Source organism: Curtobacterium sp. MCPF17_018 (assembly GCF_003234135.1).
In the GTDB taxonomy this organism is placed as follows: domain Bacteria; phylum Actinomycetota; class Actinomycetes; order Actinomycetales; family Microbacteriaceae; genus Curtobacterium; species Curtobacterium flaccumfaciens.
In genome coordinates this window covers 83,161-94,662 of record NZ_QKSJ01000004.1, presented here as the reverse complement: position 1 = coordinate 94,662, position 11,502 = coordinate 83,161, and the positions used below count along the sequence as shown (strand labels likewise).

11 protein-coding genes are annotated in these 11,502 nt (G+C 71.6%); 3 read left to right on the top strand and 8 right to left on the bottom strand.

Translation table 11 applies throughout. The features are described from left to right. Window positions 1-5 precede the first annotated feature (5 nt). The 6 genes from DEJ27_RS06465 to rplU all read right to left on the bottom strand — a co-directional run bounded on the left by DEJ27_RS06465 (window position 6) and on the right by rplU (window position 5,222). Entirely contained in the window at window positions 6-206 is a 201-nt protein-coding gene (locus tag DEJ27_RS06465) for a hypothetical protein (protein ID WP_110859232.1), read from the bottom strand. 40 nt (window positions 207-246) lie between these two features. Then, complete coding sequence (locus DEJ27_RS06460) at window positions 247-1,512, bottom strand: glutamate-5-semialdehyde dehydrogenase (protein WP_110859231.1); 1,266 nt, start codon at window positions 1,510-1,512, stop codon at window positions 247-249. 645 nt (window positions 1,513-2,157) lie between these two features. Beyond that, entirely contained in the window at window positions 2,158-2,976 is an 819-nt protein-coding gene (gene proB, locus DEJ27_RS06455; RefSeq protein WP_217499638.1) for a glutamate 5-kinase, read from the bottom strand. Window positions 2,977-2,983: 7 nt separating this feature from the next. After that, entirely contained in the window at window positions 2,984-4,546 is a 1,563-nt protein-coding gene (obgE, locus tag DEJ27_RS06450) for a GTPase ObgE (protein WP_110859230.1), read from the bottom strand. Between the two features lie 103 nt (window positions 4,547-4,649). Then, window positions 4,650-4,901: a 50S ribosomal protein L27 gene (gene rpmA, locus DEJ27_RS06445; RefSeq protein ID WP_017885976.1), complete on the bottom strand. Its 252-nt coding sequence runs from the start codon at window positions 4,899-4,901 to the stop codon at window positions 4,650-4,652. Window positions 4,902-4,913: 12 nt separating this feature from the next. After that, the gene (rplU, locus tag DEJ27_RS06440) at window positions 4,914-5,222 is read right to left on the bottom strand and encodes a 50S ribosomal protein L21 (RefSeq protein WP_027464715.1); all 309 of its coding nucleotides are present in this window, start codon (window positions 5,220-5,222) and stop codon (window positions 4,914-4,916) included. A 180-nt stretch (window positions 5,223-5,402) separates the two neighbouring features. Here rplU and DEJ27_RS06435 point away from each other — a divergent pair, with 180 nt between their 5' ends. After that, entirely contained in the window at window positions 5,403-5,675 is a 273-nt protein-coding gene (locus DEJ27_RS06435; RefSeq protein ID WP_110859229.1) for a DUF4031 domain-containing protein, read from the top strand. A gap of 109 nt (window positions 5,676-5,784) precedes the next feature. Here the strand turns inward: DEJ27_RS06435 and DEJ27_RS06430 are convergent, their stop codons facing one another. Next, a complete protein-coding gene (locus tag DEJ27_RS06430; RefSeq protein WP_110859228.1) occupies window positions 5,785-6,615 on the bottom strand; it encodes a hypothetical protein in 831 nt (276 codons plus the stop codon). A 1-nt stretch (window position 6,616) separates the two neighbouring features. Then, window positions 6,617-9,589 carry an Rne/Rng family ribonuclease gene (locus tag DEJ27_RS06425; protein WP_110859227.1) on the bottom strand — a complete coding sequence of 991 codons (2,973 nt, stop codon included), beginning with the start codon at window positions 9,587-9,589 and terminating at the stop codon, window positions 6,617-6,619. 348 nt (window positions 9,590-9,937) lie between these two features. Here DEJ27_RS06425 and DEJ27_RS06420 point away from each other — a divergent pair, with 348 nt between their 5' ends. Together DEJ27_RS06420 and DEJ27_RS06415 are read left to right on the top strand one after the other, a co-directional pair. Continuing rightward, a complete protein-coding gene (locus DEJ27_RS06420) occupies window positions 9,938-10,540 on the top strand; it encodes a vitamin K epoxide reductase family protein (RefSeq protein ID WP_258369814.1) in 603 nt (200 codons plus the stop codon). A gap of 31 nt (window positions 10,541-10,571) precedes the next feature. Further along, window positions 10,572-11,435 (top strand): thioredoxin domain-containing protein, encoded by an 864-nt coding sequence (locus DEJ27_RS06415; protein ID WP_110859225.1) that lies wholly within the window; start codon window positions 10,572-10,574, stop codon window positions 11,433-11,435. Window positions 11,436-11,502: the final 67 nt, after the last annotated feature.

The window sequence follows — 11,502 nt, the reverse complement described above, 5'->3', positions numbered from 1 at the left end:
GTCGGTCAGATCTTGGTGTGGCCGAACTCGTCGACACCCGTCTCGTGGTGGCGGGTGGCCTCGAACTTCTGGGAGTGGCGGTAGGCCACGTCGCGGAAGCTCCAGGTCACGAAGCCGAGGAAGATGAAGAAGAGGGCGCCGACCATCGGGAACACGAACGCGGGCGCCCCGGAGGCGTGCTCAGCAGCTTCTGCGAGGAAGGTCATCGTTCGTGCTCCGTTCGGTCGGGGAAAGACGCCGTTCAGTCTAGCCGCGGATCTGCCCGGAGCCGCGCACGATCCACTTCGTGCTCGTGAGCTCCGGCAGGCCCATCGGACCACGCGCGTGCAGCTTCTGCGTCGAGATGCCGACCTCGGCCCCGAAACCGAACTCGCCGCCGTCGGTGAACCGGGTCGAGGCGTTCACCATCACGACCGCCGAGTCGACGGTCGCCAGGAACCGTTCGGCGGTGTCGACGTCGTTCGTGACGATCGACTCCGTGTGGTGCGTCGACCATCGGGCGATGTGCGCCATCGCCGCGTCGACGTCGGGCACGACGCGGATCGACAGGTCGAGGTCCATCGACTCGGTCGCCCAGTCGTCCTCGGTGGCTCGGAGCACCCCGGGCACGATCGCCCGCGTGGCGTCGTCGCCGCGCAGCGTGACACCGGACGCCCGCAGCCGGTCGGCCAGCACCGGCAGGAGTCGTTCGGCCGCGGCCTCGTGCACCAGGAGGGTCTCGAGGGCGTTGCACACGCTCGGCCGCTGCACCTTGCTGTTCAGGACGATGTCGACCGCACGCTGCTCCGGCGCGGACGCGTCGAGGAACACGTGCACGACGCCCGCACCGGTCTCGATGACGGGTACCTGCGACTCGGTGACGACGGTCTGGATGAGCGTGGCGCTCCCCCGCGGGATCAGCACGTCGACCAGGCCACGTGCGCGCATGAGCTCGGTTGCACCGGCGCGCCCGAACTCGTCGATGGTCTGCACCAGGTCGCGGGGCAGGCCGACCGACTCGACCGCGTCCTGGATCCGGGCGACGAGCACGGCGTTCGTGTGCTGGGCCGCCGACCCACCACGGAGCACGACGGCGTTGCCCGACTTGAGCGCGAGCGAGGCGATGTCGACGGTGACGTTCGGGCGTGCCTCGTAGATGGCCCCGACGACACCGAACGGCACGCGCACCTGGGTGAGCTGGAGTCCGTTCGGCAGCTGCGACCCGCGCACGTGCTCCCCCACGGGGTCGGTCAGCCCGACGACGTGCTCGACCGCGGCGGCGAGGGCTTCGATCCGGACGGGGTCGAGTCGCAGCCGGTCGAGCAGCCCGGACGAGAGTCCGCCGTCCTCGCCGGCAACGAGGTCGTCGTGGTTCGCGGCGACGATCTCGTCGGTTGCGGCACGCACCGCCGAGGCGATCGCGCCGAGGGCCGCGTCCTTGACGGCGGTCGTCGCGGTCGCGAGCGCCGACGAGGCGGCCCGTGCCGCCACGAGCTTGTCGGTCAGGGTCGGGGCGGGCGCGATCGACGACATGGACCGATTGTAGGTCCGTCCCCCGGTTCGTGACGGGCGTGCCGGACGCTCGCCGTGCCTCCAGGCCCGGTCCGCCGCGCCCAGCGGTCACGACACGTCGTCCCCCGCCCGCCGAGCGGTCGCAGATCGTCGCTCCGCGCCGCCCGCGGCGACGGTTCCCGACCACACGACCGCGACCCAACGGGGAGTCGCGACCGCCTGGAGGCCCGCCACCGGTCCCCGGACACGCACCGGGCCTCCAGGCGGTCGCGTCCACCCCGTCGACCGGCCGCTCCGAGCGGTCACGACACGTCGTCCCCCGCCCGCCGAGCGGTCGCAGATCGTCGCTCCGCGCCGCCCGCGGCGACGGTTCCCGACCACACGACCGCGACCCAACGGGGAGTCGCGACCGCCTGGAGGCCCGCCACCGGTCCCCGGACACGCACCGGGCCTCCAGGCGGTCGCGTCCACCCCGTCGACCGGCCGCTCCGAGCGGTCACGACACGTCGTCCCCCGCCCGCCGAGCGGTCGCAGATCGACGCTCCGCGCCGCCCGCAGCGACGGTTCCCGACCACACGACCGCGTCCCAACGGGGAGTCGCGACCACTCGGTGCCACCCGCGAGGCGCGGCGCGGCGCGGCGCGGCGTGGCGCACTGCGGGCCGTGTCAGGGACGCGGCGCGGCGTGGAACCAGGTGCCGAGGTGTTCGCCCGCCAGCGCGCGGTCGACCAGCGCCGTGTCGGTCACGAGCACCGCGGTGCCCGCCTCGGCCGCGAGCCGCGCGGCGGCGACCTTGGTCCCTGCTCCCCCGGTGCCGACGCCCGCGGTGCCGATCGAGCCGAAGGTGACCCCGGCCAGCTCGTCGCCGAACGGCACCTCGTCGATGCGGGTCGCGCCCGGCTGCTCCGGGGGTGCTGTGTAGAGCGCCTCGACGTCGGAGAGTAGGACGAGGGCGTCGGCCCCGAGCAGCCGAGCCACCAGGGCCGCGAGCCGGTCGTTGTCGCCGAAGCGGATCTCGTGCGTGGCGACGGTGTCGTTCTCGTTCACGATCGGGAGCACGCGCAGGGCGAGCAACCGGTCGATGGCCCGCTGGGCGTTCACACGGTGCGTGGGGTTCTGCAGGTCACCGGCGGTGAGCAGGATCTGCGCCGCGACGACACCGTGCCGGTCGAGTTCCTTCTGGTACCGGAACATCAGGACGTTCTGCCCGGTTGCGGCCGCCGCCTGCTGCGTGGCGAGGTCGTCCGGTCGCCCCTCGAGCCCGAGGAACGGGAACCCGGTCGCGATCGCACCGGACGACACGAGCACGACCTCGGTCCCTCGACCGTAGGCGGCCGCCAGAGCGTCCACCAGGGGGCCGATCTGGCCGGCGGCGTCACCGCTGACCGAGGACGAGCCGACCTTGACCACGATCCGCCGCGCACGCGGGATGTCCTCGCGCCGTGTGACGGGTCCGAGGTCGGTGCGGGCGGTCGTGTCGGTCATGCCGCGGTCAGTCCTTCTGGTCGCTGGTCTCGACCTGGTCGCTGGTGCCGAGCTGGTCGCTGGTCACCACGTCGTCGTCTACCCAGAGCCCGGAGACGCGCTCCTGCTCGAGCTCGGCACGGGCGGCCGCCTTGGCGTCCATCCGCTCGAAGTACTCCTCGCGCCGCTCGTTGCGGGTCGGACGCGAGGTCGCGCCGATGCGGGCGTCGGTCCCACGGGCGCTCGTGATGAGCTCCGCGGTCGACGTGAGCGTGGGCTCCCAGTCGAACACCATGCCGCCGTCGCCACCGATGACGACGGTCGAGCCGGCGACGGCTCCGGCCTTGAACAGGCCGTCCTCGACGCCGAGCTTCGCGAGCCGGTCGGCCAGGTAGCCGATCGCCTCTTCGTTCGTGAAGTCGGTCTGCTGGACCCAGCGCTCCGGCTTGGCGCCGCGGACGCGGTAGAAGCGGTGCTCCTCGCCGCCTTCGGCGCGCACGGTGAAGGGCTTCTCGTTGACCGAGCGGGGGCGGAGCACGATGCGCTCCGGCACGGGCTCGGCAGCACGGGCGGCGCGGGCCTGCTCGACGATGTCGGCCAGGGCGAACGTCAGCTCGCGGAGCCCCTTGCGGGACGCCGTGGAGATCGGGAAGACGCGGTAGCCGCGGCCCTCGAGCTCGGCGGTGACGAACTCGGCGAGCTCCTGCGCCTCGGGCACGTCGATCTTGTTCAGGGCGATGAGCTGCGGGCGCTCGAGCAGCGGCACCTGGCCCTCGGGGACCGGGTAGCGCTCGAGCTCGCCGAGGATGACGTCGAGGTCGCTGATCGGGTCGCGGCCCGGGTCGAGCGTGGCGCAGTCGATGACGTGGAGCAGCGCCTCGCACCGCTCGACGTGGCGCAGGAACTCGAGGCCCAGGCCCTTGCCCTCGGACGCGCCCTCGATCAGACCGGGGACGTCGGCGACGGTGAACCGGGTGTCACCGGACTCGACGACGCCGAGGTTCGGGGTGAGGGTCGTGAACGGGTAGTCCGCGATCTTCGGCTTGGCGGCGGAGACGGCCGCGATGAGCGAGGACTTGCCGGCGCTCGGGAACCCGACGAGGGCCACGTCGGCGATGGTCTTCAGCTCGAGGCTGATGTCCCCCGCCCAGCCCTCGGTGCCGAGCAGCGCGAAGCCGGGGGCCTTGCGCTTCGTGGTGGAGAGCGCCGCGTTGCCGAGGCCGCCCTGTCCACCGGGAGCCACGACGACGCGCATGCCGGGCTCGGTGAGGTCGGCGATGACTTCGCCGGACTCGTCGTACACCACGGTGCCGACGGGCATCGGGAGCTCGAGGACCTCGCCGCTGAGACCGCTGCGGTGGTCGCCCATGCCGGGCTGGCCGTTCTTCGACGAGCGGTGCGGGGAACGGTGGTAGCCGAGCAGCGTCGTGACCTGCGGGTCGGCCACGAGCACGATGTCGCCGCCGTCACCGCCGTTGCCGCCGTCGGGCCCGGCGAGGGGCTTGAACTTCTCACGGCGGACCGACACGCAGCCGTTGCCGCCGTGCCCCGCGCTGAGGTGCAGGGTCACGCGGTCGACGAAGGTCGCCATGGTCCACTCCTGGTGTTTCGTTGTGCCGACGGGATCGTCGGCGGGAAAAGCGAAGGAGGGGCGGGCACTCGGCCCGCCCCTCCAGCTGCAGTCGTTCGAACGACTACGCGTTGACGATGTTGATGACCTTGCGGCCACCCTTGGTGCCGAACTCGACCGAACCGGACGAGAGGGCGAACAGCGTGTCGTCGCCACCGCGGCCGACGTTGGCGCCCGGGTGGAAGTGGGTCCCGCGCTGGCGGACGATGATCTCGCCGGCGTTGACGACCTCGCCACCGAAGCGCTTCACGCCGAGGCGCTGTGCGTTCGAGTCACGACCGTTGCGAGTGGAACTCGCACCCTTCTTGTGTGCCATGAGTTGACTCCCTTACGCGATCTTGGTGATCTTGACGCGGGTCAGCTCAGCGCGGAAACCCTGGCGCTTCTTGTACCCGGTCTTGTTCTTGAACTTCTGGATGATGACCTTGGGACCACGGAGGTCGTCGAGCACCTCGGCGGTGACGGTCACGTTCGCGAGCTCGGAAGCCGCCGACGTGATCTTGTCACCGTCCACGAGGAGCACGGGGGCGAGGTCGATGTTGCCCTTGTCGTCCGCCTTGGCACGGTCGATGGTCAGGATGGTGCCGACCTCGACCTTCTCCTGACGGCCGCCGGCGCGCACTACTGCGTAAACCACGTGGAAATCCTTACGTAACTCTGCTTGAGGGAAGTCTCGGGTGCCCACTTCTGCACGAGCGGCTCCCGGGAAGGCCGGGCCCGATCGGCGACGCAGGCAGAACGGCCCGCTGACACCAGGGACCGAGAATACTCGATCACCCTGGGTCCGGTCAAACGGCGACACCCGTACGATTGCACGGTGACCGTGTTGATCGACCCACCGACGTGGCCCGCCCACGACACACTGTGGTCGCACCTCGTCAGTGATGAATCCTACGCGGAACTCCACGCGTTCGCTGCGCGGGCAGGTGTGCCGCGCCGTGCGTTCGACCACGATCACTACGACGTCCCGCTCGCGCGGTACGACGAACTCGTGGCCGCGGGCGCCTCGGCGGTGACCGGTCGCGAGCTCGTGCTGCGGTTGATCCGCAGTGGGCTGCGCGTGGCGCAGCGCGACAAGCGCGGCCTCTGACAGCGCCTCAGGACGGCCGGGAGGCCCGGTGCGGGTCCGCCCCACGCGGCACCTCGCACGGCGCGCCGCCGGCTCGCAGGGCTGCGCGTGCGAGGGGCCGGGAACGGGCTCAGCGGGGCGCTGGTCCGCCCCAGGGGTTCGCCGGGGGCTGCTGCGGAGGCTGCTGCTGCTGCGGCTGGATCGTCGACGGCGGGACCGCGTCGGCGGGTCGGACGGTGCCCGGCATGCCCGGGGTCGTCGACGTGCCTCGTCCGCGGCGCGGTCGACCGAGCCAGAGCCAGGCCGCCGTGGCGGTCGCCAGGAGCATCACGGTGAACGGCAGACCGTTCTGCAGCGGCCGCGTGAGCACGTCGATGACGAGCTGGGAAGCGCCGGCGGTGGCCGCTCCGAGCGACCCGGTGAAGACCCCGACGAGCATCAGGGCCACCGTGCCAGCGGCGCCGGCGAGGACCACGCGGAGCAGGAGCCTCGGCAGCGGGCTGCGGCGGTCGATCGGCGTCAGGAACGCCAGGGCCAGGAACGCGCCGACGTAGTACGGGAACGGCGCCACGAAGACTCCGGTCGTGAAGCTGCCGAGCAGGCTCGTGCCGGCGCCGTAGTGCCGGAACGGACTGACCACGAGCGAGGTGCCGAGCAGCCCGAAGAGCCCGGACACGAACTCGACGAGCACCAGGGCCACCACGGCGATGAGCGCACCGGCCGTGTTCGTCACCGATGCCCCGGGCGCGAAGGCCCGACGCGGGTCTGCCGGGGCACGGGGCGGCCGCGGTGGGGCGTACGGCGCGCCGGCACCGGGCTGACGCCCGTACTGCGGCACACCGCCCTGCTGCGGCGGCACGGGGCCACCGGGCTGCTGGGCACCCGGGCCGGGCGGTGCGGGCTGGGACCAGCCCGCACCGTAGTACCCACGCTGCTGCTGCGGGTCGCCCGGGTTCGTCACGTCAGTTCCCCAGGATCACTGCGCCGTCGGAGCCGTCGGCGTCGTCGGTCGGCTCCTCCGTCGGCGTGGCCGGAGCGCTGATGCTCGGCGACGAGACCCGGCGGGAGCGCGAGCGCCCCTGTCCGGGCTGCTTCGGCTCCGGGAGCGCCTGGAGCACCGAGTCGAGCAGGGACTCGGCGTCCGGGGCGACCGCGCGGGGCTCGCGCTTGGGTGCCGCGGCGATCGGGATGTCCAGGATCGCGACGGTGTTGTCGGTCGGGGTCACGGTGGCGCTCGAGCTCACGCGACGGCGGGCCGGGGCCTTCGCCTTCGGTGCGGCCGCGGGCTCCGTGACGGCCGGAGCAGCGCCCTTCGGCGCGCGCGCCTCGGGCTCGACGACCACGGCGGACTCGGCGGTGGCCGAGGACTCCGGTGCGTCCGACTGCTCGGCGGCAGGTGCCTGCGGCGCCTCGGTGGCCCCAGCCGGTGCAGCGGCCTGCTGCTCGCCGTTCTGCTGGTCTCCGGTCTGCTGGTCAGCCCCGCGGCCTCCACGACCACGACGACGACGCTTCGAGCCGGTCGGCTGTTCGCCACCCGTGCTGTCCGTGCCGGTCGACGCGTCGGCCGACGACGGTGCCGCGGCCTCCGTGGCGGTCACGGCAGCAGCTGCCGCCTCTTGCTCGTCGTGCGACAGGGTCGAGGCGGCGATCCGCGACAGCGCGTTCTTCACGTCGTCGGTGATCTGGTGCGCCTGGCTGGACGCCCCGTTCGACGACCCCGACGAACCGGAGTTCCCGTTGCCGTTCCCGCCGTTGCCGGACCGGCCGTTCTCGTTGCCGTTCCCGCCACGGCCCTTGCGACGACCCTTGCTCGGGCCCGGGTCGGCGTTGTTGTCGTTGATCTTGGCGTTGACCTCGTCGAGGGACTCGCGCAGACCGACACCGATCTTCTTGCGGGTCATCTGCACGAGGCCGAGCGAGGTGATCTCGGCGACCTGGTGCTTCGTCCGGTCACGGCTCAGGCACTCCACCAGACGGCGGAGCACGAGGTCGCGGTTCTCCTCGAGCACCATGTCGATGAAGTCGACGACGATGATGCCGCCGATGTCCCGCAGGCGGAGCTGCCGGACGATCTCCTCGGCGGCCTCGAGGTTGTTCTTCGTGACCGTCTCCTCGAGGTTGCCGCCGGACCCGACGAACTTGCCCGTGTTGACGTCGACGACCGTCATGGCCTCGGTGCGGTCGATGACGAGCGAACCACCGGAGGGCAGCCAGACCTTGCGGTCGAGCGCCTTGTCGATCTGCTCGTTGAGGCGGAACTCCTCGAACGAGTCGGGGCCCTCGTACCGGACGACGCGGTCCTTGAGGTCCGGGGCGACGGCCGACAGGTACTCGTCGATGGTGCCGCCGGCGGCCTCGCCGTCGATGATCAGCTTCGTGAAGTCCTCGTTGAAGACGTCGCGGACGATCTTGATGAGCAGGTCGGGCTCGGAGTGCAGCATCACCGGGGCGTGACCGCCGGCGACCTTCTTCTGGATGGCCTCCCACTGGCTGGTCAGGCGCTGCACGTCGCGGGTGAGCTGCTCCTCGGTCGCGCCCTCGGCAGCGGTGCGGACGATGACGCCCGCGTGCTCCGGCAGGACCTCTTTCAGGATCTTCTTCAGTCGGGCACGCTCGGTGTCCGGCAGCTTGCGCGAGATCCCGTTCATCGAGCCGTTCGGCACGTAGACCAGGTAGCGACCCGGCAGCGAGATCTGGCTGGTGAGGCGGGCACCCTTGTGGCCGACCGGGTCCTTCGTGACCTGCACGAGCACCTTGTCGCCCGGCTTGAGCGCTGCTTCGATGCGGCGACCGTGGTTGCCGGTCTCGACGGAGTTCCAGTCGACCTCACCGGCGTAGAGCACGGCGTTCCGGCCACGACCGATGTCGACGAACGCCGCCTCCATCGAGGGCAGGACGTTCTGCACCTTGCCGAGGTAGACGTTGCCGATGAGCGACACGTTCTCGGACTTGGTGATGTAGTGCTCGGCGAGGATGCCGTCCTCGAGCACGCCGATCTCGATCGTCGACGAGCTGGAGCGGACGATCATCTGGCGGTCGACGCTCTCGCGGCGGGCGAGGAACTCGTCCTCGCTGACCACCTGACGGCGGCGTCCGGCGTCGCGGCCGTCACGACGGCGCTGTTTCTTCGCCTCGAGTCGGGTCGAGCCCTTGATGCGCTGCGGCTCGGTGATGAGCTCCGGCTCGCGGCGGCGCGGCTCCTGGTGGTCGCGCGGCTCGCGGGCCTCGCGGTCGGCGCTCGAACCACGGCGACGCGAGCGACGGCGCGAGCCGCCCTGGTCGTCGCGGTCGTCACGGTCGCGATCGCGGTCGAAGCGGTCCTCGCGGTCGTAGCGGTCGTCCTCGTCGCGGTCGCGGTCGCGGTCGCGGTCACGATCGCGCTCGAACCGGGGCGCGCGCTGCGGCAGCTCCGGCAGCACCGGCGCGTGGAAGATCAGGCTGAGCGTGCTCGTGGCCTTCGGCACGAACGGCTCGTCGGCGGGTGCGGCGTCGTCGTTCGCCGCGGCCGTCGGTGCGGCATCGGCCGGACGGGAGGCGCGGTCCGCGTCCGCCCCGTCGCTCGCGGTGCCCGGCTGGTCGCCCGTCACGACCGGCAGGTCACCGGTCAGCGTGCTCACGTCGTGCGGCTCGGCACCGCTGTCGGCCACGGCCTCGACCGCGACGGAGACCGCCCCGGTGTCGGTCGGCTCGACGGGCGATGCCGGGGAGTCCGGCGAATCGGGAGAATCCGGCGAGTCGGGAGACCCGACGCTGGCCGCGGGACGGGCGTCAGCGCCGCCCGTCAGCGCGAGGGTCTCGTCGGCGTGGGGTGCCTGCTCGGCGCCCCCACGGGCCTCCTGGCCGGACGACCGGGCGCGGCGACCGCCGAACAGGCGGCTCCGGCGCTTCGGCGCGTTCTCGTCGTTGGTCGTGTTGTCGTTGTTCTGCTCCACCATGGACTGGTGCACTCCTCGGCCCCACTCGCACCCTTTCGGGCGGCGGGAATTCTGTAGTTGTGGCGGGCGGCGTCGACGCCCCCGCGCTCGCTGTCTCGTGACCGGTCTGCGTCAACTTCGCTTGCGTCCGCGCCCGTTCCGGTCCGGGCACCCGGCCCGGGTCGGCTCGGCGTCGGAGTGACGCTGTCCCGACCACAGTGCGCTCTCACCGCACCGGATCGTCCGGGTTCGGCCCGGTGGGGCGTCACTCGGAAAGCTCTCTTCGGTGTGCGGTTGGCCGCACGACCTCCAGGCATTATCGCATGCCACACCCCGAAAGCACCGGAACCCGCATGCGATGATGACCGCGTGACCGCGTCTGCACCTGCCCCCCGTCGTCCGATCGCGATGGCGGTCTTCCTGCTCGTCACCGGGATCGTCGGCCTGTTCGGCTCGTTCCGGCTCGTCCTGGACGAGTTCACGAAGTACCAGAACCCGAAGGCCGTCCTGAGCTGTGACGTGAACCCGTTCATCAACTGCTCCGACGTGATGGCCAGCTGGCAGGGGCACCTGTTCGGGTTCCCGAACCCGCTGCTCGGCGTCATGGGGTTCGTCGCGCCGATCGCCGTCGCCGTGCTGCTGCTCGCCGGGTTCCGGAACGGTTCGCGCTGGTTCTGGATCGCGTTCAACGCCGGTGTCCTCCTGGCGTGGGTGTTCGTGACCTGGCTGTTCACGCAGACCGTCTTCGTCATCGGTGCCCTGTGCCCGTGGTGCATGCTCGTCTGGTCGATGACCATCCCGATGTTCTGGGTGTTCACGATCTGGAACGCCGCCCAGGGTCGCTTCGGCGCCGGAGCGCAGCGTGTCGGGCGGTCGCTCCTGCCCTTCAGCTGGGCGTTCGCGCTGGCGAACTACCTGGTCATCATCGTCACGATCATCATCAAGTTCCCCGCGGTCCTCACCAGCTTCTGAGCCGTCCCCGCTGCCCCTACGCTCGGGATCGATGAACGAGAACGAGAGCAGCAGGGCGCGCCGGGACGCCGCACGTGAGCGCGCGCGAGCGGCACGGGCGGCGGAGCAGTCGCGCCGACGCCGCCTCCGCACACTCGGCATCAGCGGGATCATCGTCGGCGGCCTCGCGGTGATCGCGGTGGTGGTCCTGGTGATCGCGAACTCCGTGCAGCCCGCCGGTCCGGGGCCGCGCAACACGGCGAGCGACGGCGTCCTGCTCACCGGGGTCAACGGCAGGATCGTGCCCGTCGAGACGCGGGCGGTGCCCGACGGCGGGACCCCGACGCCGACCGAGCAGGACGGCTCCGAGACCGCGATCACGATCTACGCGGACTACATGTGCCCGTACTGCAACCAGTTCGAGACGGCCCAGATGTCCCGGATCCGGCAGTGGGTCGAGGACGGCACCGCGACCCTCGAGCTGCATCCGCTCGGGCTGCTCGACCGCGTGTCGCTCGGATCCCGGTACTCCACCCGCTCGGCTGCGGCTGCCGCCTGCGTGGCGGACCACGACCCGGACGCGTTCCTGGCGTTCAACAGCTCGCTGTACGAACACCAGCCCTCGGAGAGCACGCGCGGACTCACGAACGACGAGCTGGCGTCCCTCGCGCGCGGAGCGGGGGCGACGGACCCGGCCGTGACACCGTGCATCACCCGGCAGGACTTCGCCGGGTGGGTCGCCGACGCGACCAACCGGGCGATGAACGACCCGGTGCCGAACTCGTCGCTCGACGGGATCACGAGCACGCCGACGATCATCGTCGACGGCCAGCAGTACAACGCGGACGGCGCGGCGTCCCTCGCCGACGTCGACGCGTTCGCGGCCTTCGTCCGGAAGCACGGCAGGGCGTCCTAGCCGCGCGCACCGTCCCGCCGCGTCCTCGCCGCGCGACCGCGCGACCGCCCGCCCGCCGCACGACGAA